Raw genomic sequence first — 20,094 nt, forward strand, 5'->3', positions numbered from 1 at the left:
CCTCATTCAAAACTTCGGGTAAACTATGAAGAAACTCATCCTGGCCTTATTGCTGTGTCTGGCTTTGCCGTGCTCGGCGCTGGCGGCCTCGTCATCGGTTCCTACCCTGAATTTGGCCGGGCTGACGGATATGCTTGCCAAAAACAAGGGCAAGGTCATCATGCTCAATTTCTTCGCCACATGGTGCCCTCCGTGCCGCGTTGAAATCCCCGAGCTTGTGAACGTTCGCAAAAAGTACGCGGAAAAAGACGTGCTTATCGTGAGCATCTCCCTTGATGAAGACTCCAAGGTTGTGCCCCCCTTTGTGGAAAAGATGAAGATGACATACCCCGTCTTTGTCGCCGACCGCGAAGTGGCGCGGGCATTCAAGATTTCGCAGATTCCTCACAATGCCTTCTACAGCAAGGATGGCCAGCTCATTCTGTCTGAACCCGGCATGGCGGACGCCGAAATGGTAGAGATGGTCTTTAAAAAGTTGCTGGAACAGAAATAATGGAAAATTCCCTTGTGGTGCGCAAAGCCCACATGGACGATGTAAAGTCCATGCATGGGCTTTTGCTGCAATGCGCCCAGAAAGGGCTTTTGCTGCCCCGCGCGCTGATCCATCTTTATGGGCATGTGCGCAACTTCATGGTTGCGGAGAATACAGCTGGCGAGATAGTGGGCTGCTGCGCCCTTGCCCCGGTGTGGGAAGATCTGGCCGAAATATGCTCGCTTGTGGTGCGTGAAGACGTTCGCCGCCTGGGAACAGGCAGGGAGCTTGTCAACGCCTGCCTCAGTGAATGCCGCGACTTGCATATTCAGAAAGTGTTTGCGCTTACATACCAGGAGGCGTTTTTCGCCCGCCTGGGTTTCAGGGTTGTGGACAAGGATGTTTTGCCGCAAAAAATCTGGGCCGACTGCGTGCACTGTGCCAAGTACCCTAACTGCGATGAAACAGCCGTCTATTTTGAACTGGATTCCGCTGCAAAGGACGTAGGAGAGGTGCATGTCCAAGGCTAACGACATCAAGGTAAAAGAACTGAAACCGGTATTCACGCCGGAACAGATTGCAGCCCGGATCCAGGAACTGGCCGCAGAGATCAACGCCGAGTACGGTGATGAGCCTATGGTGGCAGTGTGTGTGCTCAAGGGTGGCTTCATGTTTTTCAGCGATTTGGTTCGCTTTTTGCACAACAAAAATCTGGAACTGGATTTTGTCCGTTTGTCCAGTTATGGCAAAGGGTCTTCCAGCTCCAAACATGTGATCTTCAGCAAGGATGTTGAGATTGACATTTGCGGCAAGCATGTGCTGATTGTTGAAGATATCGTGGACAGCGGGCACAGCATGCGTTTTCTGCTCGGGCAGTTTGCGGCGCGCAAGGCGCGCAGTCTGCGCCTGGCTGCACTGGTGGACAAGGATGAACGCCGGGAAGTTGACGTCAAGGTCGATTTTGCGGGCTTCAAGCTGAACCAGGGGTTCATTGTGGGCTATGGCCTGGATTACGCCGAGCATTACCGTATGTTGCCCGGCGTGTTTGAAGTGATTCCCGAATAGGCTTTTCCCGGCTCCGGCAGCCGGTAGGTTTTGGAGTAATGGCATGGAAATAAAGTGTCCCAATTGCGGTAGCCGCTTCAATTTGCCGGATCAGCTTGCCAAGCCGGGCGTCAAGCTGCGTTGCTCGGTCTGCAAGACGGTTTTCACCTATGAGCCGGAAGTTCCCCTGGCCGAACAGGGGCCGCTGCCGGAAATGCCCATCAAAAAGAAGCTGCCACTGGTCAAACTGGCGCTGATTTTTGTGCTGGTGCTGGCCTGCGCAGGCGGCGGCTGGTATTACTACTTGCTCAAGAACGCTGCCAAGCAGCCCAATGAGCAGGAAATTGCCAAGCAGGTTGAGCTGCTGACCATGCGCAACGTGCGGCAGTATTATGTTGATAATGAAAAGGTGGGCAAAGTTTTTGTGATAGAGGGCAGGGTGGTTAACGAGTTCCCGCAGCCAAAGGAACTCATTACCATTGAAGCCGCCATCTACGACAAGGACAAGAAAGCCCTGGCTGTCAAAAAACAGCTTGGCGGCGTGCAGCTTTCACTTTTTCAGCTCCAGGTGCTGAGCGAGAAGGAAATGGAATCCTTTCTCAACAACAAGGTTGAGATTCTCACCAATAACACCAATGTGCCGCGCGGGGGCGAAGTGCCGTTTATGGTGCTGTTTTACGCGCCGCCCGAAGGTGTGGCAGAGTTTGGCGTGAGGATCATTGACGCCAGGGATGTGTCTGAGCAGGGCGGCTCCGGTACGGGCACCCCCGCAGAGCAACCCAAATAACTGTTCTGACGCAAAACGCCGCTTGTTTTCGAGCGGCGTTTTGTTATTGTGCCAAGCGCAGGGCCGCATAAGCGGTTTGCCCACTGCAGTGTCAATAGCTGCGGCGGGCTGTATTGCGTCCTGCGCAACGTTGGGTCAGCCGTCAGCTGCTGGCCGGACAAAAGGCGAATATGCGCGAAAGACCGGTTTTGTTGTGGAAGCCGCCTTTCGTTTTTGGCGACACGAGGATTGGCCGGCCGCATACCGGATTTTGTGCAACAGGGCGACTCTGGCGGGGAGTGGCCGCATAGCCAAATTTCTGCAAATGAAAAACGAAAAACAAGAATTGAAAAGAGCCTTGAAAAACAGGCATGTACAGCTCATTGCCATGGGCGGAGCCATTGGCACCGGCTTGTTCCTTGGTTCGGCCGGCACCATCCAGATGGCTGGCCCCGCTGTTCTGATCAGCTACTCGCTTGGCGGCTTCATTGCATTTATGATCATGCGCCAGCTTGGCGAAATGATGGCGCAAGAACCCGTTGCCGGATCTTTCAGCAACCTTGCCCACAAGTACTGGGGTGATTTTCCCGGTTTGCTCTCTGGCTGGAACTACTGGATTCTGTACGTTCTTGTGGGCATGTCCGAGCTGTCGGCTGTTGCCGTATACGTGCAATACTGGTTTCCCAACATCCAGCCCTGGCAGACCACGGCCTTTTTCTTCCTGCTGATCACTGGCGTAAACCTTTGCCATGTGAGCCTTTTTGGCGAAATGGAATTCTGGTTTGCCTCCATTAAGATTGTGGCTATCGTGTCCATGATTCTGCTGGGGTCTTTTTTGTTGTTCAGCGGCCACGCTGGCCCTGACGCGGCGGTGAGCAACCTGTGGATGCACGGCGGTTTTTTGCCGCATGGCTGGGAAGGCGTGTTTACCGCACTGGCGGTTGTGGCCTTTTCCTTCGGTGGGCTTGAGCTCGTGGGCATTGCCGCTGCGGAAACCGACAATCCGCGCGTGACCATCCCCAAGGCTGTGAACCAGATCATCTACCGCATTCTTATTTTTTACATCGGCGCGCTGCTTGTGCTGCTGACCCTGCACCCCTGGAGTCAGCTTGGCGCACCCGTGGACAAGAGCCATTGGGCCCAGGCCATGGTGGCCAGCCCCTTTGTGCAGATTTTTGACCTCATCGGTATTCCTTTTGCCGCGCATGTGCTGAACTTTGTGGTACTCACAGCGGCCCTTTCCGTCTACAATGGCTGCGTTTACTGCAATAGCCGCATGCTGTTTGGTCTGGCCCTACAGGGCAACGCCCCCAAGGCCTTCGGTACTGTCAGCGCTCGCGGTGTGCCCGTGTACGCCCTGCTGATTTCGTCCCTTGCCACGCTGATCTGCGTAATCATCAACTACGCCATGCCTGGCAAGGCCCTTGGTCTGCTCATGTCGCTTGTTGTGGCCGCTCTGGTCATCAACTGGGCCATGATCAGCCTGACGCACCTCAAGTTCCGTGCTGCCATGGTCCGGGCTGGCGAAGTCATTCATTTCAAGTCCCTTTGGCATCCTTTCACCAACTACCTGTGCCTGCTGGTCATGGCCATGGTTCTCGTCGTGCTGGTGATCATTGGCGAAAGCCTTGCGGTAATGCTTGCCCCCGTATGGATTGCCTTTGTGTGGCTGGGCTACAAGCTCAAAAAGCAGAGCAAGCATCTGCCTCCCAGCATGAGCAAATAACGTTCTAGCCGCGTTTTCAGGCTGTAAAGGCCCGCTTGGCGTGCGCGTCCCCATGGGGATGGCATGACCAAGCGGGCCTTGTTTTTTGTGGTGTGATACTTCGGTTGGGAGGAAGGGATTCACGCCGTTGTCAGCCATGCACGCAGGGCCGCGTACGGCTGGGTGCTGAAAATTTTTTTTGGCACAAGCAGAAACATGAAAGCGTGGTCTGTGGCGTGCTGGGAAAAGTTCGTAATCGCGGTATTGCGGCTGTGACTGCCTGCCTGGCTTCAGGCCCGGTGTGTGCCCAGGAATATTTATCTCTGCAAGACTATTATGAAAATTCGATAGTAGAATGGGCAGAATCAGCCTGTGATGGGCTGGCAAAGGGCTGGAGCAGGCAAATGCGAACAAGAAAAGCTGTAAGCTGCGGTTTTCACAAGTGACGTGGCTGGAAAGCGCTTGTCTAGACTTGCCTTCAAGGAGCGGCTATTGTCTTGCAACAGGTGAACGCCATGGAAAAACATAAAGCAACAACAAAAAAAGGTTCGCGGTTGAACCGCGAACCTGAATTTTCTGGTGGGCCATCAGGGACTCGAACCCCGAACCAACTGATTAAGAGTCAGCTGCTCTACCAATTGAGCTAATGACCCGCATTGCGTGAAAAGGTGTTTACGCTTATGCGGCCCTGCCTGTCAAGCAATTTGAAAAAAATCAGCTAAAAAGAGATAATGCATTGAAATATGACAAACTGGCCGTAGCTTCCGCCATGCCGCTTGCCTCGGTCTGGCGAGCGCTGTGCGCAGGCCTCGTAGTGCTGTGCGCCGCTGTTTTCATGAGTTTTGGGGCGCGGGCCGAGGATCTGCAACCAAGGCTTGAAACTGCCCGCGACGGGCAAAACCTGATTGCTGCGCTGCATATTGTTATCCCTGCGGAATTTCACGCCTATGGGCACGAACCGGGCGAGGCGGGCAGACCCACCACTGTGGCTTTTTCTGTAGCAGGAGGCCGGGCCTTGCCCGTGTATTACCCCGATGGAGCAGTGCAACGCGATTATTACGATCCAGCGGCCACTGTGAACGTGTACGAAGGCAACGTGACCTTTTACATCCCCTTGCCGTCCGATGCCGCAGGAAAGCCCTTTGTGGCTGATTTAAGCATGCTTTTGTGCTCCAGCCGTAAGTGCATGCCCGTCAATGAACAAGTGACGGGCATGGTCGCGCGTGAATCAGCGCCCCTCAGCGGCATGCCCTGGCGCATGCAGTGGCAGGAATTGCAGCGTCGCGCGCCTTCGGCGCCGCCGTCAACCCAGGCGGAGGAGGACGGCAACGATGATGCAGCGGGCGATGCGTGGGCCAGGGAGTCCGCACAGGCCGCCACCGGTGGATGGGCAGAGGAAGGTATGGAAAAGCTGCCGCCGCCGGATGGTTTTGACGTGCGCCTTTCGCCGCGCTTTCTTGATGATTCCATGGAAATTTCCGGCCTGGGCAAGGCTCTGTTGTTTGGCATACTCGCGGGCCTGCTGCTCAACGCCATGCCCTGCGTGCTGCCAGTGCTCACCTTCAAGGTGAGCGGGCTCCTCATGGTTGGTGGGCGTGATGCCGCAGGGCTCAAGCGTTTTCGTCAGCACAACCTCTGCTTTGCTGCAGGGGTCATGACGCTGTTCAGCGCGCTGGCCCTTGTGCTGGGGCTTGCAGACCTCATGTGGGGCCAGCTTTACCAAAATCAGGCTGTGCTCATGGTCATGCTGCTGGTGGTCTTTTTGATGGGGCTGTCCACCCTCGGCGTGTTCAGCCTGCCGGTTATTGATCTCAAGACCGGGGCCAACAGCAAAAATCCCTGCTTGCAGGCATATTTTACGGGTCTTGTTTCGACCTTTCTGGCAACGCCGTGCAGCGGCCCGCTGCTGGGCGGTGTGCTGGGCTGGGCTTTTACCCAGCCGCTCATCATAGTTGTTGTGGTCTTTTGGGCTGTGGGTCTGGGCATGGCCCTGCCGTATATCCTGTTTTGCATCTGGCCCGATCTCGCGCGTATTTTGCCAAAACCCGGCGCATGGATGCACGTATTTGAGCGCATAGTGGGCTTTATGCTCATGGGCACGGCGCTTTACCTGCTTTCTGTGCTGCCTGTTGAGCGGCACATGCAGGTGCTCACCGTGTTGCTGGTACTTTCGCTCTGCGCCTGGCTGTGGGGGCAGTATTGCGGCATAACAGCGCCGCCCCTGAGGCGCAAGATCATGGGCGTGCTTGGCGTGGGCCTGCTGGTGGCGTCCGTTTTCTGGGTGTTGCGCCCTGTTGCGCCCCTGCCCCAGTGGCGACAATTCACGCCGGAGGCTTTTGAGGCCAATCTTGGCAAAAAGCCCATGCTGCTCGAATTTACCGCCAACTGGTGCCCCAACTGCAAATTTATGGAAGCCACAGTGCTGACGGACGAGCGCATGCGCAAGCTTCAGGCCCGCTACGGCATGGAACTCGTGCGCGTGGATTTGACCAACGCCAATGCCTATGCGGTGCGCCTGCTTGAGGCCCTGGGCAGCAAAAGTATTCCGCTTACAGCTATTTTCCCTGCAGGGGATGAAGCCGGGCAGCCGCTTGTGCTGCGCGATGTGTACAGCGCCCGGACACTTGAGCAGGCCCTGAACGAAACTTATGAAAAATAATGGCCTTTTTTGTGGATTGCCCTATGGTTCTTTACTGCCCTGCCGATATTGTCTAATGTGTGACCATACAGCAGTGCTTGAAATGGAAAAGAGGTTCACGGCCCAATGGTTGTCCCTCATGTAATTTTTCTGCACACGACTGCGGCCTACTTGCGACAAGGGAGCAGACATGGATCTGAGTCAAAAAAAACAGGAAGACGAACTTCTGCAACTGGTGACGTTCAGCATCGGTGAAGAAGAGTTCGGGGTGAACATCCTGAAAGTTCAGGAGATCATCCGCACCATGGAAATCACCAAGGTGCCCCGTGCTCCGGAATTTGTGGAAGGCGTCATCAATCTGCGCGGCAAGGTGATCCCCATCATTGACCTGCGTCGGCGTTTTGGTCTTGCACCCAAGGGGCATGACAAAAACACGCGGATTATCGTCATTGAAATCAACAACATCATCGTGGGCTTTGTTGTCGATGCCGTCTCCGAGGTATTGCGCATACCCGCAAGCACGGTGGAACCGCCGCCGCCTGTTGTCGCCGGGGTGGACTCGGACTACATCAGCGGCGTGGGCAAGTTGCAGGATCGCCTGCTTATCATGCTTGACCTTGATAAGCTGCTTTCTAGCGACGATCTGGAGATGTTGACGTCCGTCTAGCCCGTAGCCCGGCATCTGGCGCTGCATTGCCCGCAGAGTAGCGTGTGGAGGCGTGCCTGCACCGATTTCTCTGACTGCGCCCGCAGTGTCCGGCATCCGTAGCGTAGCCATGTATACCTTGGTTACTTGGTTGCCGTGTTGGCAGATTATGGCAACATGCCGAAAGGGTATTTAAAACAGGCCGGGCGCAAGTTCGGCCTGTTTTAACTGGTGGCGCAGTCAAACACTGCATTTGATCTCGTGGTGAGCCGGGAAAAGAGGGGAGACGGGGTGCAAGCCAGCGCCTGCTGCTGCCAGCTGCAGAATGTGCGCAGGCCTTTTGTCTTGTGGTGGGACTGACAGGTTGGCGCATTTTGCCGCGCTCAGAAAACCTGCGCGACAAGGCATACGCCGCAATGAAAAAACGGCCCCGGCAATAGTGTGCAGGAGCCGTATCAACAGAAAAAAGAGAATTATTTGCCCAGCGGCTGCTGCCGGACCCGGCGGCTCGAGCGCAGGAACAGCTCCTCCACAATGACCTTTTCATAGTCAGGGGCCAGGGCAAGATCTGCGTGCAGGGCGCTGCACAACATGCTTTCAAGCTGCTGGGTTTCTTCCCAGATTTCGAGCAGTTCGTCATCCGCCATTGTTTTGACACGTTCTGCAAAAGGCTGTTCGTCAATAAAGGGAATACATGAACCCATTGTGTTCTCCTACTGCGCGGCGCGCATGAATTCACTTACGCATTGCTGCGCCAGCAGCGTTTGCGCCATCTGGGCGCAACCCTGTGATCCTGGGTGCAGCCCATCGCTCAGATCGTCCATATAGACGGAATTGGTTATCAAAAGCTCATGCACCTGCGCAAAAGGAATGCCACGCTGGTCGCAGAGCATTTGTTGCAGCTTGCACAGTTGCGCGATACGGGCGTTCGCATCTGCTGCCGCAACGGGCGGCGGGCTGATCACCAGCGTGGGGGCAGTTGCTGCCGCTTCTTCCAGCACGGGCTGCAGCCGCGCTGCCGTCTCTGCCGGGTTTGCGGGCTGGCCGCCGCCTGGGGCAGCCATATCCACCACGCCCACGCAAAAAACAAGGTGCGGCTTCATGCCGGGTATACGCCTGTTTTCCAGCTCCTGCCGCCAGCGGGCGGCAATGTCGGCCGTGCCGTGCCGCCGCGCGCCCAGATTGTAAAAGCTGGCGCGTGGTATGGGGCAAAGGCCTGTTTTGTGCGCAAGTACTGCCAGCCTGCTTACCCACCCGCCCGGCATGAGACAATCGTTAACGCCTTGCGTCAGCGAATCGCCAAAAAAGAACCAGGCAGGTGTCGTATGCGGCATATGGCTACTCTGGATAGGATTTACCGTCCGCAAATATCTGCGCTGTTTTAAGCAAGCCTATGCGCTGGCGCAGAATTTCGGCTGTTCCCAGGGTTTCAAGCACTGCCATGCAGAAAACCAGAGGAGACAAATAACCGTTACTCCAGTCTGCCACAAATGTCACGGCCTCCACCTGGCCCGCTGCATTGGCCTCTGTAGACCAGTCGCGCAACATCAGTCGGATATCTGCTGTGCGCGGGCCCTTCTTGGTATCCCGCGTGAACATGCACTCGGGCAGCTTTGCAAATTCTGCAAAGCAGCGGGCTGCCGCTGCGGTTTCTTCCAGAGTGGGCATGCGCAGGGTAAAGGCCTCGGCAACGGCCTGCTCTGTACGGCGGCTTTTTTCCACAGGCTCCACCCGCAGTACGTTCATGCCGGGGGGCAGCAGGGGGGCCAGGCGCGCGGCGACTTCTTCCGGCGGCAAATTTTTGTGCAGGGTAAGGGCAAACCATTCCGCCTGGCTTTCCACGCCTACAGGCAGCGCGCGGCCAAAGGAGAGCAGCGGCATGGGGTGGAAGCCCTGCGAAAATGCCAGGGGCATGGCAGCCCTGCGCAGAGCGCGGTCAAGCACGGCCTGCAATTCAAGCTGGCTCAAATATGCGCTGCCCCCAGCCTTGCTGTGCCACAGGCGGTACTGGCCCGCCTTGACGGTCAGCTCTGCCGTGATCTTGGGCGGGCGGCTGGTTTGCGGGCGGCATACAATGCGTCCTTCCTCATCCAGGGTGGGCGCGTGGGCCATCTGGTCGCGCTGCGGCAAAATAAGCCTGTTGCGGTGCAGGGGCTGGCCGGGGGCGTCCGAATCCGCCGGGGCGGATGCGTGCTGCATGCGCGAAGGGCCAGCCTTGGTGTCGCAGGCACCGCACTGGCGGCACGCGCCGTAACGGCAATCATCGGTAATTTTTTCCGACAGGGCGCGCTCGCGTTCACGCAGCAGAAATTCCTCGGAGATGCCAGCTTCAAGGTGGCTCCAGGGCAGGGCCGCGCCGGGTTCGCGCGGGCCGGTGCATTCCTGCGCGCTGATGCCGCATTCTTCAAGGGCTTCAAGCCAGGGCGGCAGAGAAAAATGTTCCATCCAGCTCGTGAAGACCGCACCTTTGCGGTAGGCTTTTTCCACCACGTCGGCCATACGGCGGTCTGCGCGCGACAAGACCCCTTCAAGGTGGCTCATGGCTGGTTCATGCCAGCGCAGCTTGAGGAACTTCTGCCCCTTGAACTGCGTCCGCACCAGATTGACGCGGCGCTGGATTTCATCCTGCCCGATCTGCGGTACCCACTGGAAGGGCGTGAAGGGCTTGGGAACAAAGGGTGAAAGTGCGGCTGTTACCTGCAAACGAGGATTGCCGCGGCCAGCGGCATCGCGCACCTTGCGACAGATATCCGCAATGGCCGACAGGTCTTCATCCGTTTCTGTGGGCAGGCCGATCATGAAATAGAGCTTTACAAGCCTCCAGCCGTGTTCGACCAGTTTCTGCGCGTGCAGCAGCAGGTCTTCTTCGGTAACGCCCTTGTTGATGACATCACGCAGGCGCTGGCTGCCAGCCTCGGGGGCGAGAGTCACGCCAGTGCGGCGCAGATCGGCCATGCGTTCAATGATCTCGTCGTCAATGGAGCCAACGCGCAACGAGGGCAGGGAAAGGCTGATCTGTTCGCGGGCGCAGCGGTCAAGCACACCAAAGCTCAGGGTCTTCAAGGCGGAAAAGTCGCCCGTGCTCAGAGAAAGGAAGGAAATTTCGTCAAAGCCCGTTTCGTTCAGGCATTTGGTCAGGAGTTCATTGATATTGTCAAGCGAACGCTCACGCACGGGGCGGTAAACCATGCCCGCATGGCAAAAACGACAGCCCCGAGTGCAGCCGCGCGCAATTTCGAGCGAGAGTCGATTGTGCACCGCGCCCACAGGCACAACCTGCCGCGTGGGATAGGCCGCATTGTTGAGGTCGGCCACAATGCGCCGGGTGGGGCGCTGGTAGTCATCGCGCAGCGGCTTGAGAGGGAATACGGGTGCGCCTGCGGCGTCAAATTCCTGCTGGAAAAGGGACGGTACATATACGCCGGGAATGGTGCGCGATTGCAGCAGCATTTCATCGCGCGTCCAGCCCTGATCCAGAGCTTTTTCAAGCATGCGCAGCACGTCCGGCAGGCTTTCTTCGCCATCGCCGAGCACCATGATGTCCACAAAGGGGGTCAGCGGTTCCGCACTCAGCAGCGCGCCGCCGCCAGCAATAACCAGGGGGCACTGGGTGAGGCTCTGCGGCCTGTCTGCCGTGCGCAGCGGAATGCCCGCCAGATCAAGCATATAGAGCACATTGGTGTAGCAGAGCTCGTGCGTGATGGAAAAGCTCAGACAGTGCATGCTGCCCAGGGGCGTGTCTGATTCCAGCGTGGCCAGCGGCGTGTTGTGGGCGCGCAGAATTTCTGCGGCTTCCTTTTCAGGAGCCATGACGCGTTCTGCCCACCAGCGCGGTTCGCTGTTGACGATATTGTAAAGAATTTTTTGCCCAAGGTAGGACATGCCCACATCGTAGGTATCGGGAAAGGCCAGAGCCACGCGCAGGCGTACGTCTTCGGGGTTCCTACGGCAGGCGTTGTCCTCAATGCCCGCATAGCGGCTGGGTTTGGGCAATAGGGGCAGCAATGGGCGCATGTCTATCCTTGTGTGGGTTGGGGAAAAGGCGAAGGGTGCAAAAAGGGCGGCGTTTTGCGCCGCCCCAAGAGTGATGGCAAACCCCGTTTCTCGGGTTTTGCGCCTTCAAAGTCGGCAAAGCCGCCGGGCGCAAAGGGGTTTGCTGCAAGAGTTTTTCTTGTAATTACTTGATCAGGCCGCTGCCGGAACCGCCAAAGGGTTCGGAGCTGAACTGCATCTTGCCGAGGCCGCCGGCCACGGTCAGATTGGTGCAGGCTTCAATGTACTTGTCCTGCAGTTCCTTGGGGGTGTTGGCATAGCGGTAGAGGAAATTTTTTCCCTCAATGCTGCCCGTAAAATCAGGTTCAAAGGGATAGCCGTAGGGCAACAGCATCATCTGCACACCCTGCTGGGTGGGGACAGTCTGAAGGGTGGCCACCTCGTTAAGGCAGTCCTTGTCGGCGTCATACTTGCCGATGATCAGTTCGCCCGTCACCAGCTTCATCAAACGGATATCATAAGCCATGCTCAACTCCTCGGTAGTCGTTGGTTTTACCTAGGCATTGGCGCAACGCATGTCAAGGTATTTTATGTTGCCAACAGTTTTGAAATGACTACAGTACGGGCATGCAGAATTTTGACGCACCCATCAATACAGACCCCGCAGCAGCGGCCAAAGTGCTGGAGCCAGTGCTCGGGTATGTCTTTACAAAGCCCGCGTTGCTGGATCTTGCCCTGACGCACAGCTCGTGGGCCAATGAATGCGGCACAGGGCAAAACCATAACGAACGCCTTGAATTTTTAGGCGATGCCGTGCTTGAACTGTGCGTCTCTGCCCAGTTGTTCAGGCGGTTTCCTGACGCGCGCGAAGGCGAGCTGACCAAGATGCGGGCGCATCTGGTGAGCACCGTAAGCCTTGCGGAGCGGGCGCGGAAGATTGGGCTTGTCGCCCTGCTGAAATTGGGACGGGGAGAAGAGAGCCAGGGGGGCCGTAATCGCGACGGCGTGTTGAGCGATGCGCTGGAGGCAGTGCTTGCCGCCGTGTATGAGGACGGCGGTTTTGCTGCCGCCCAGGGCGTGGTAGCGCGGCTTTTTGCTGATCGCTGGCCCACAGCCGCAAGCAAGACCATGCCCAAGGACTATAAGACCCGGCTTCAGGAAGCTTCGCAACAGCGCTTTGGCGAAGCGCCGCTCTATACCCGCATGGGCAGCCAGGGGCCGGAGCATGCCAAAATTTTTGAGATAGCCTTGCGGCTGCCGGATGGAACCGAATTTGCCGCCACTGGCAGCAGCTGCAAAAAGGCGGAACAAAATGCCGCCCAGCAGGCGCTTGCCGTTCTTGAATCTACTGCAATACCAAAAAAGAACTGACAAATCCCCCAATATGCCGCTGCAAAGCATGCGTGCATATTTGGGATTGTCCCGGCCCGGGGGCACAGCCCCCGGGCCTCCCATCTTTGGTCCACCACAGCCTAGTTTATGATGGCCTAACCGCCGATAAGCTTCATGGCCATCTGCGGCAAGGAGTTGGCCTGCGACAACATGGCCACCGCAGACTGGGTGAGAATCTGGTTGCGGACAAAGGACGTCATTTCTGTCGCAACGTCCACGTCGGAAATTCGGGATTCAGCCGCCTGGAGATTTTCAGCCTGAGTATTCAGGTTGGTAATCGTATTTTCCAGGCGGTTTTGCACCGCGCCAAGGTGTGCACGGATTTTATCCTTGGACACAATGGCCTGGGTGATGGCTTCAAGCGACTTCTGCGCGGCTTCCTGGGTGGAGACCGTGCCGCCTGCACGCAGCGTATTGCTGGTCGTGTCGTAGGCCTGGTTGCCGACGCCAAGAGCAGACGCGGTGGTGCAGCCGATGGTGATATAGTAATAGTCTTCGGCGGAATCGTTGCCGGTGCCAAAGTGAACCTTGAGCTTGCCGGAAGACGTCATGCCGCTGCCATCGTGCGAGTCAGAGGACAGTGTGCCGTTCAACAGGTGGATACCGTTGAAGTCGGTGGCATTGGCGATACGGGTAATTTCCGAAGCCATTGCCTGGTACTCGGACTCGATCATCAGGCGCTGCGTGGAGTCATAGGTGCCGGTGGCAGCCTGTTCCGCCAGTTCCTTCATGCGCGTGAGCTTTTCATCGATGATGCCAAGCGCGCCGTCGGCGGTCTGGATCATGGAGATAGCGTCGTTCGCGTTGCGCGCGCCCTGATGCAGGGTGGTTATGTCGGCGCGTTGCAGTTCTCGAATTGCCAGACCTGCGGCATCATCAGCGGCGCTGTTGACGCGAAGACCAGACGACAAGCGCTGCATGGATTTTCCCAGTGCCGAGTAATGCGCATTTAAATTTCTGGCCGTATTGTCGGCCATCATATTATGGTTAATGACCAAAGACATGGGACACCTCCTGGTGGTTACTAAGCTGTACTCGCCAAGATGCAATCCATGTGCCAATAAAAAAAATTGATATAATTTAAATGGTTATAAGATTAAAATTTTAGAGGGAAAAATTTTCCCTCCCGGATGAGGAATTTTTGACAGTATATCAAGGCATTCGCACAAATCACTTTGCCTGTTCCGGAGTCGTTGGCGCGAATACTGACTGATGCCCCCTGCTGCGGCCCGGCACCTCACGCGTTGGCAGCGCAGCGGGTGTCACGCGCAGGCGACCTGAGATGCCATTGCGCTGTGCAGTATTTATGATTGTGGGGCCTGCGGGTTTACACAGCATGAAAAACCCCGGCCTGTTCCCCATGTATCAGGGAGCAGGCCGGGGTTATGCTGTTATCAGCGCCTTATGGCGGCGTATCAGTGCGGAATGATGTTGGCCAAAAAGTCCTTGGCGCGCTGGGTTGCCGGATTGTCGAAGAACTTGTCCTTGGGGGAGTCTTCAAGAATCTGGCCGCTTTCCATAAAGAGAACCCGGTTGGCGACCTTGCGGGCAAAGCCCATTTCGTGGGTAACGACCATCATGGTCATGCCATCGTAGGCCAGTTCAACCATGACATCCAGCACTTCGTTAATCATTTCCGGGTCAAGTGCGGAGGTTGGCTCGTCAAAAAGCATGGCCACAGGGTCCATGCACAGGGCGCGGGCAATGGCAACGCGTTGCTGCTGGCCGCCGGAGAGCTGTGAAGGATACTTTTCCGTCTGCTGTTCAAGGCCGACTCGCTTGAGCAGCATGTGGGCCTTTTCCATGGATTCTTCGCGGTTGCGCTTGAGCACCTTTTCCTGAGCCAGAACAAGGTTATGGATGATGTTCAGGTGCGGAAAAAGCTCAAAATGCTGAAAAACCATGCCAACGTGGCTGCGGAGCTGGGCCAGGTTGGTCTTTTTGCTGGTCACTTCTGTGTTGTTCACAAAAATTTTGCCAGACTGCACGGGTTCAAGGCCGTTCACGGTTTTGATCAGCGTGGATTTTCCCGAACCGGAAGGCCCGCATACCACAACAACCTCGCCCTTGTGTATGCGCGTGCTACAGTGGCTCAGCACATTGAAGTCACCGTACCACTTGGATACGTTTTCCAGAATGATCATGGCTTCATCGGTGGGATTAATCATTGATTGAGTCTCTTTTTTACCATGGTTACGGTGGCTGAAACACAGAGGCAGACCACAAAGTAGCCGGATCCTGCAATCAGTACCATATCAATTTCATAGCCTGTTGTTTTGCCAATGTTGGAAGCGGTGCGGAAAAAGTCGGCAAGGCCGATAATGTACACCAGGGCGGTATCCTGAAAAAGAATCATGCCCTGGGTCAGCAGCAGGGGCGTCATAACGCGGAATGCCTGCGGCAGGATGACATAGGTGATGGTTTGCGACTTGGTCATGCCAAGCGCAAGGGATGCCGCATATTGGCCGCTGGAAACACTGCGCATGCCCGCGCGGATAATTTCTGCATAGTAGGCCGCCTCAAATGCGGTAAAGGCCACTATGGCGGAAACAAGCCGGATGTCTGTTTGCGGCGAAAGATTGAAGAACGAAGTCAAAAACTGCGGCACAATGAGGTAGAACCACAGCAGCACCATCACAAGGGGGATGGAGCGGAAGCAGTTCACGTAGGCGGCAGAGAGCCAGCGCATGGGCGCGTAAACAGAAATGCGCGCCACTGCCAGCAATGTGCCTATGACCATGCCAAAGGCAATGGCCGTAATGGTGATCTTGAGCGTTACCGTTGCCCCCTGCGCAAGCAGGGGCAGGCTCTGCTGGATGATGCTCCAGTCTATGCTAAACATTTTTGCCTCCTGTGCTCATGGAGGGCAAACGCATTTTGTTCTCCAGCAGTTTCATGGAACGCATGACCACAAAATTCAGGAAGGCGTAGGCAAGCGTAACCGCAATGAACGATTCGTACGCGTAGCCGGAAAATTCCAGAAGGCGGTTGGCCTGCGCGGTCAGTTCGATAAGCCCCACAGTTGAGGCAACTGCGGAGTTTTTGACCATATTGAGCATTTCGGAGGTCAACGGCGGAATGATAATGCGGTAGGCATTGGGCAACAGAACGTGACGATAGGTTTGCGGCAGCGTGAGGCCAAGGGCCAGGGCTGCGTAGCGTTGCCCGCGCGAGAGGGCCTGAATGCCAGACCTGACCTGCTCACAGACGCGCGCTCCGGTAAAGAAACCCAGCGCGCAGGTGGAAATGATAAAAAATTGGATGTTGGGGTTCAGTTCCGCCTTAAACCATATGCTTGCTTTGTAGGGCAGCAGGTCGGGTGCTGCGAGGTACCATATGAAAAACTGAACGATAAGAGGTATGTTGCGAAAAATGGTCACATAGGCTGCGCCAATGTTGCTCAGAATCTTGTTGGGCAGAGTGCGGAGAATACCGAAAAAAGAGCCCAGAAGAAAAGCCAGAATCCAGGCACAGACAGACAGGGCCACTGTCGTCAAAAAGCCGTCCACCAGCCAGCTAAAGTAGGTGACGTTTCCGAACGGCGCCTGCTCAAAAAAAATGCCCCAGTTCCAGTTAGCCTGCATTCGTTGGTTCCATCCCTGTGTAAAAAACGTATCTCATGTGCAGCGGGCTTAAACGCACGCCCGGGAGCGCCCGCTTGCGCCTGAAGCTCCCGGGCATGCCAAAAATCAGTTCAGGGCCTTGTCGTTGGGGGCCTTGAAGAGAGCCTTCATTTCATCAGACATTTCAAAATTCATGTTCATGTTCTTGGGCGGAATGGGCTGCATGAACCAGCGGTTAAAGGACTTTTCGGCATTGCCGTTGCTCTGTTCCGCAGCAATCACATCGTCAACCAGCTTCTTGAACTGGGCATCGCCCTTGCGCACCATGCAGCCATAGGCTTCAAAGCTCTGCGGGGTACCCACGATGATCCAGTCAGCGGGCTTTTTGGCCTTGGCGCGTTCGCCGGCAAGCAGGGCGTCATCCATAAAGAAGGCCACAGCGCGGCCGGATTCCACGGTGCGGAACGCATCGCCGTGGTCTTTCACGCTGATGATGTTGATGGCGAGGCCCTTCTCGTCATTCATCTTGTTCAGCAGCTTTTCAGACGTGGTGCCGGAGGTCACGGCAACGTTCTTGCCCTTCAGGCCGTCAAAGTCCTTGATGCCGGAGTCTTTGTTGACCAGCAGGCGGGTGCCGATGATAAAAAAGGTGTTGGAGAAGTCAACCTGCTGCTGACGTTCCAGATTGTTGGTGGTCGAGCCACACTCGAAATCAAAGGTACCGTTCTGCAGCAGGGGAATGCGGTTCTGCGAGGTGATGGGCACAAAACGCACCTGGAGGTTGGGCATGTTCAGCTGTTTTTTAACGACTTCCACAACCTTGTTGGAATAGTCCTGTGCATAGCCGATAACGTTCTGCTGAAGATCGTAGTAGGAAAAAGGCACGGAAGATTCACGGTGACCCACAACAATCACGCCGGTATCCTTGATTTTTTTCAAGGTCCCGGTGAGTTCCTCTGCCTGCGCCTGACCGCCCTGGACAGAGGTCAGCAGAAGCAGAGCCGCAAGAGCGGACAAAATGGATTTCTTCAGCGCCATGGTTTCCTCCTGGAATGGCATTTACGGAAGACGGCGCCCCGTTGCCAAATAGTAGCGCCGCCCAAGAAAACTACCCGGAAAATGGTGTTTGCCAGACCCATAAAGCCAAGCCCCGTTTCAGTATCCACGGTGCTCTGGTTTTGATGGGGTGCCGTTGTGCAAGAGCACGTCCACGGCAAACAGTTTCCCTGAGTTCCTGCCAGAGAGCAGTGTCTGCGCTCATCGGGCGCGCCGATGCTGGCAGGCAAGAAGGCCGGGTGCGCTATCAAGTCAGCGCACGCCGCTTCACGCTTCTGTGAACGATACGCGGCAACCGACAAAGAAAAATACATCAAATCATGCGGCGTTTCGCGGTGCATGATCCATCGCTGACTGGTGCCTTGGGGGGGAGGCGTCGCTGCGTTCTTGAGCAATCAAATGATGCGAAAATGTATTCGCAAAACTTTACGTCATATGTTCAGGCGGTTACCCCTGCGGGTAAAAAGCGCTTGCGCCTCACAAGCGGGCGTTTGCTCGCACAGCCTTAAGAGCGATTACAAGGTGAAATCGCTCCCGAGAGTGCAGGAACCACAAGCAGTTATGTTTGCGGCAGAACACCTGCATCAAAATTTTCATTAAAATACCTCGGCATCATTATAAATATTGGCTCTGGTGTCAATATGACATCCGCTTGCGTTGACCTTGCCCGTGCTGCCGTCCCTATTTAGGGCAGACGCGTAAATGTAACGTTTTTTTTAAATTTTGCGCTATTGGTGCTGCTTGTATTGTCCGATAAACGATAATATGATCGTTTCGCTTGGTTTGCTGTGAGGCTGTTTTTCAGCTTCGGGCACCATTATCCGTTTTCCGACAAGGGTGGGTTTATGGTTTTTATTTCCCATGCGTTTGCTTTGGCCATGCTGGTTGTCTTGGCGGTTGTTGGAAAAATTGACGGATTGTTGTGGCTTGCCTTGGGCGGCGTGGCTGCCTGCCTGACGGTTGATGCAATTATATGGTTGCGCGCTCTGGCCGAGGCCAGGCAAATGCGCGAACAGATGGATGAAGTCGCCAGCCGCGCTGGCGACGCCGGCGGCGCAAATAATCAGGAACGCCTTGCCTATTGCCTTGGGCGGCTGCGGTCGGCTGAAGATAATCTGGCTGCCGAGCGGCAACGCTCTGCGGAGCTTGAAGACAACACTGCGGCGCTTCAGGCAAAGCTGCAAGCGGCGCAGACCGAAAATACAGCCCTGAGTGAAAAATTTGAAAAGGGCGATGCCGTGTTGCACAAGGCGCATACGGTTTGCGCCAAACTCTCTGCCGAGGCCCAGAACCTTGCAACCCTGGTTACGGAAGTGAACCAGGGGGTTGCCGTGCAGCGCGACCGCCTGAACGAAACCGGCGGCGCTATGGACACGGTATCTCAGGGAGCGCACGAGTCGTCCATGCGTGTGCGCGAGATTTCTGAGAACGCGCAAACGGCCAGCGGCAGCGCATCTGCCAGCAAGGAGCAGGTTGACGGCGCTGTCACTTCCATTGAGCAACTCAAAAATACCATTGTGCAACTCAAGGAAGCGATGGCGGGGCTTGGAGAAAAAGCCAGCAATATCGGCAAGGTGATGGCTGTCATCAATGAAGTTGCCGACCAGACCAACCTGCTGGCCCTCAACGCAGCCATTGAGGCGGCCCGCGCTGGTGAAGCCGGGCGCGGTTTTGCCGTTGTGGCTGACGAAGTGCGCAAACTGGCAGAAAAAACCATGGGCGCCACGCGGGAAGTTGAGGACGCCGTAAAGGCCATTCAGCATGAGGCCCAGCGCAATGCCGAAACGGTGGATGCCGCCGCGCGCCTCAGCCTTGAGGGAGCCAGTTCCGCCTCTGTGGCTGGCGAGCGCATGCGCGAAATTCTGGAGACCATGTCCGGCACAGCCCAGCATTTGCAGGCTGTGGCCGCCACTGCCGGAGTGCAGTCGGAAAATATTGAAGACGCCAATAAAGCCCTGGACGAAATCCGCGTAGTGGCGGAGCAGACCTCTGGCAACATGAAGGTGTTTACTGCCGCGCTTCTGACATTTCAGGGCGGCATGGAAGAACTGGACATGATTGTAAGCGCCCTTGCAAGCGGCGACTATGATCGCGCATCTTCAAGTAAGTTTGTGCAGTGGACGCGCAATATGGATCTTGGCATAAATGATATAGACAGCCAGCATCGCCTGCTTGTTGACTATATTAACGATCTGCACAGCGCCATGACCAATAACAGTAGCGCGCAAGAGATGCTTGGCATTTTGCGCAAGCTTCGCGACTACACCAGTACGCACTTCAGGGATGAAGAAAAACACTTTGTCCACTCCGATTACCCCTCCATCAAAGAACATCTTCAGATCCACCGCGATTTTGAGGCCAAGGTCAATGAAGTGGAGCAGGGCATCAAGCAGGGAACAATAACCCTGAGCATGGATCTGCTTTCGTTCCTTAAAGACTGGCTTGTGGAGCACATTATGGGTATGGATGCGCAGTACGCGCCCTATGTCAAAAAGGCTGCCAAGCTTGGCACGACCCGCAAGGGGCGGGTTGCCTGATTCCACTGTTTCGGCAGTTTGTTAACGGCCCGTTCCGGTTCAGGAAAGTGCACTACCTGCAGCTTCCTGAACCGGAACGGGCTTTTATTATGCGGCAGGCGCAGGCTCTCTCCGCTCATGCCTGTGACGTTCGGATATTGGAGAATGGCGTGGATCCTTCTTCCACCATTGCAGGACTGACAAAAATCATTCATATGCAGATGGTGGAATGATCGTTTTGCCATGGGCGGACTGGCCGCAAGTACTGCTTTGATTCTCACGTTTTTATGGCTGTGTATGCAA

At 56.0% G+C, this 20,094-nt stretch carries 18 protein-coding genes and 1 tRNA gene; 9 read left to right on the forward strand and 10 right to left on the reverse strand.

The genetic code is table 11. The annotated features are described in order from the left end of the window. The first annotated feature begins 25 nt into the window (after positions 1-25). The 5 genes from QZ383_RS07855 to QZ383_RS07875 all read left to right on the forward strand — a co-directional run bounded on the left by QZ383_RS07855 (position 26) and on the right by QZ383_RS07875 (position 4,008). On the forward strand, positions 26-493 hold the full coding sequence (locus QZ383_RS07855; protein WP_022659376.1) for a TlpA disulfide reductase family protein: 468 nt from the start codon (positions 26-28) through the stop codon (positions 491-493). Then, entirely contained in the window at positions 493-1,002 is a 510-nt protein-coding gene (locus tag QZ383_RS07860) for an N-acetyltransferase (RefSeq protein ID WP_291444460.1), read from the forward strand. The genes QZ383_RS07855 and QZ383_RS07860 overlap by 1 nt, the downstream gene beginning before the upstream one ends. Continuing rightward, positions 989-1,537 (forward strand): hypoxanthine phosphoribosyltransferase, encoded by a 549-nt coding sequence (gene hpt / locus QZ383_RS07865; protein WP_192111895.1) that lies wholly within the window; start codon positions 989-991, stop codon positions 1,535-1,537. The genes QZ383_RS07860 and hpt overlap by 14 nt, the downstream gene beginning before the upstream one ends. Before the next feature lie 43 nt (positions 1,538-1,580). Further along, positions 1,581-2,303: a zinc-ribbon and DUF3426 domain-containing protein gene (locus QZ383_RS07870; RefSeq protein ID WP_291444462.1), complete on the forward strand. Its 723-nt coding sequence runs from the start codon at positions 1,581-1,583 to the stop codon at positions 2,301-2,303. 337 nt (positions 2,304-2,640) lie between these two features. Continuing rightward, complete coding sequence (locus QZ383_RS07875) at positions 2,641-4,008, forward strand: amino acid permease (RefSeq protein ID WP_291444463.1); 1,368 nt, start codon at positions 2,641-2,643, stop codon at positions 4,006-4,008. 556 nt (positions 4,009-4,564) lie between these two features. Here the strand turns inward: QZ383_RS07875 and QZ383_RS07880 are convergent. Continuing rightward, positions 4,565-4,640 (reverse strand) — tRNA-Lys (locus tag QZ383_RS07880). 83 nt (positions 4,641-4,723) lie between these two features. Here QZ383_RS07880 and QZ383_RS07885 point away from each other — a divergent pair. Together QZ383_RS07885 and QZ383_RS07890 are read left to right on the forward strand one after the other, a co-directional pair. Then, positions 4,724-6,646: a cytochrome c biogenesis protein CcdA gene (locus QZ383_RS07885; protein ID WP_291444464.1), complete on the forward strand. Its 1,923-nt coding sequence runs from the start codon at positions 4,724-4,726 to the stop codon at positions 6,644-6,646. Positions 6,647-6,815: 169 nt separating this feature from the next. Next, a complete protein-coding gene (locus QZ383_RS07890; protein ID WP_192111892.1) occupies positions 6,816-7,292 on the forward strand; it encodes a chemotaxis protein CheW in 477 nt (158 codons plus the stop codon). Between the two features lie 452 nt (positions 7,293-7,744). Here the strand turns inward: QZ383_RS07890 and QZ383_RS07895 are convergent, their stop codons facing one another. The 4 genes from QZ383_RS07895 to QZ383_RS07910 all read right to left on the reverse strand — a co-directional run bounded on the left by QZ383_RS07895 (position 7,745) and on the right by QZ383_RS07910 (position 11,790). After that, positions 7,745-7,975: a hypothetical protein gene (locus tag QZ383_RS07895; RefSeq protein ID WP_291444466.1), complete on the reverse strand. Its 231-nt coding sequence runs from the start codon at positions 7,973-7,975 to the stop codon at positions 7,745-7,747. A gap of 9 nt (positions 7,976-7,984) precedes the next feature. Further along, positions 7,985-8,605 carry a GDSL-type esterase/lipase family protein gene (locus QZ383_RS07900; RefSeq protein ID WP_291444467.1) on the reverse strand — a complete coding sequence of 207 codons (621 nt, stop codon included), beginning with the start codon at positions 8,603-8,605 and terminating at the stop codon, positions 7,985-7,987. 4 nt (positions 8,606-8,609) lie between these two features. Beyond that, entirely contained in the window at positions 8,610-11,285 is a 2,676-nt protein-coding gene (locus QZ383_RS07905) for a TIGR03960 family B12-binding radical SAM protein (protein ID WP_291444468.1), read from the reverse strand. Positions 11,286-11,448: 163 nt separating this feature from the next. Next, entirely contained in the window at positions 11,449-11,790 is a 342-nt protein-coding gene (locus tag QZ383_RS07910; protein WP_192111886.1) for a hypothetical protein, read from the reverse strand. A 101-nt stretch (positions 11,791-11,891) separates the two neighbouring features. Here QZ383_RS07910 and rnc point away from each other — a divergent pair, with 101 nt between their 5' ends. Beyond that, entirely contained in the window at positions 11,892-12,635 is a 744-nt protein-coding gene (gene rnc, locus QZ383_RS07915) for a ribonuclease III (protein ID WP_291444471.1), read from the forward strand. 116 nt (positions 12,636-12,751) lie between these two features. Here the strand turns inward: rnc and QZ383_RS07920 are convergent, their stop codons facing one another. From QZ383_RS07920 to QZ383_RS07940, 5 genes are all read right to left on the reverse strand, one after another. Further along, positions 12,752-13,660, reverse strand: a complete 909-nt coding sequence (locus QZ383_RS07920; RefSeq protein ID WP_291444472.1) for a flagellin — start codon at positions 13,658-13,660, stop codon at positions 12,752-12,754. Between the two features lie 411 nt (positions 13,661-14,071). Further along, positions 14,072-14,800, reverse strand: a complete 729-nt coding sequence (locus QZ383_RS07925) for an amino acid ABC transporter ATP-binding protein (RefSeq protein ID WP_365861531.1) — start codon at positions 14,798-14,800, stop codon at positions 14,072-14,074. A gap of 20 nt (positions 14,801-14,820) precedes the next feature. After that, a complete protein-coding gene (locus tag QZ383_RS07930) occupies positions 14,821-15,498 on the reverse strand; it encodes an ABC transporter permease subunit (RefSeq protein WP_291444476.1) in 678 nt (225 codons plus the stop codon). Further along, the gene (locus tag QZ383_RS07935; protein ID WP_291444478.1) at positions 15,491-16,240 is read right to left on the reverse strand and encodes an amino acid ABC transporter permease; all 750 of its coding nucleotides are present in this window, start codon (positions 16,238-16,240) and stop codon (positions 15,491-15,493) included. The genes QZ383_RS07930 and QZ383_RS07935 overlap by 8 nt, the downstream gene beginning before the upstream one ends. Before the next feature lie 105 nt (positions 16,241-16,345). Further along, positions 16,346-17,257: a glutamate/aspartate ABC transporter substrate-binding protein gene (locus tag QZ383_RS07940; RefSeq protein ID WP_291444480.1), complete on the reverse strand. Its 912-nt coding sequence runs from the start codon at positions 17,255-17,257 to the stop codon at positions 16,346-16,348. A gap of 863 nt (positions 17,258-18,120) precedes the next feature. Here QZ383_RS07940 and QZ383_RS07945 point away from each other — a divergent pair. After that, complete coding sequence (locus QZ383_RS07945; protein ID WP_291444482.1) at positions 18,121-19,812, forward strand: bacteriohemerythrin; 1,692 nt, start codon at positions 18,121-18,123, stop codon at positions 19,810-19,812. Positions 19,813-20,094 lie beyond the last annotated feature (282 nt).

It is taken from the genome of Desulfovibrio sp., assembly GCF_019422935.1.
Classification (GTDB): Bacteria; Desulfobacterota; Desulfovibrionia; order Desulfovibrionales; family Desulfovibrionaceae; genus Desulfovibrio.

What these genes read in the sequence shown, in the direction of transcription:
- hpt (WP_192111895.1), top strand. Translation starts at nt 989, where the DNA reads ATGTCCAAGGCTAACGACATCAAGGTAAAAGAACTGAAACCGGTATTC.
- QZ383_RS07895 (WP_291444466.1), bottom strand. Translation starts at nt 7,975, where the DNA reads ATGGGTTCATGTATTCCCTTTATTGACGAACAGCCTTTTGCAGAACGT.
- QZ383_RS07925 (WP_365861531.1), bottom strand. Translation starts at nt 14,800, where the DNA reads ATGATCATTCTGGAAAACGTATCCAAGTGGTACGGTGACTTCAATGTG.
- QZ383_RS07890 (WP_192111892.1), top strand. Translation starts at nt 6,816, where the DNA reads ATGGATCTGAGTCAAAAAAAACAGGAAGACGAACTTCTGCAACTGGTG.
- rnc (WP_291444471.1), top strand. Translation starts at nt 11,892, where the DNA reads ATGCAGAATTTTGACGCACCCATCAATACAGACCCCGCAGCAGCGGCC.
- QZ383_RS07905 (WP_291444468.1), bottom strand. Translation starts at nt 11,285, where the DNA reads ATGCGCCCATTGCTGCCCCTATTGCCCAAACCCAGCCGCTATGCGGGC.
- QZ383_RS07855 (WP_022659376.1), top strand. Translation starts at nt 26, where the DNA reads ATGAAGAAACTCATCCTGGCCTTATTGCTGTGTCTGGCTTTGCCGTGC.
- QZ383_RS07860 (WP_291444460.1), top strand. Translation starts at nt 493, where the DNA reads ATGGAAAATTCCCTTGTGGTGCGCAAAGCCCACATGGACGATGTAAAG.
- QZ383_RS07910 (WP_192111886.1), bottom strand. Translation starts at nt 11,790, where the DNA reads ATGGCTTATGATATCCGTTTGATGAAGCTGGTGACGGGCGAACTGATC.
- QZ383_RS07900 (WP_291444467.1), bottom strand. Translation starts at nt 8,605, where the DNA reads ATGCCGCATACGACACCTGCCTGGTTCTTTTTTGGCGATTCGCTGACG.
- QZ383_RS07930 (WP_291444476.1), bottom strand. Translation starts at nt 15,498, where the DNA reads ATGTTTAGCATAGACTGGAGCATCATCCAGCAGAGCCTGCCCCTGCTT.
- QZ383_RS07940 (WP_291444480.1), bottom strand. Translation starts at nt 17,257, where the DNA reads ATGGCGCTGAAGAAATCCATTTTGTCCGCTCTTGCGGCTCTGCTTCTG.
- QZ383_RS07935 (WP_291444478.1), bottom strand. Translation starts at nt 16,240, where the DNA reads ATGCAGGCTAACTGGAACTGGGGCATTTTTTTTGAGCAGGCGCCGTTC.
- QZ383_RS07920 (WP_291444472.1), bottom strand. Translation starts at nt 13,660, where the DNA reads ATGTCTTTGGTCATTAACCATAATATGATGGCCGACAATACGGCCAGA.
- QZ383_RS07870 (WP_291444462.1), top strand. Translation starts at nt 1,581, where the DNA reads ATGGAAATAAAGTGTCCCAATTGCGGTAGCCGCTTCAATTTGCCGGAT.
- QZ383_RS07945 (WP_291444482.1), top strand. Translation starts at nt 18,121, where the DNA reads ATGGTTTTTATTTCCCATGCGTTTGCTTTGGCCATGCTGGTTGTCTTG.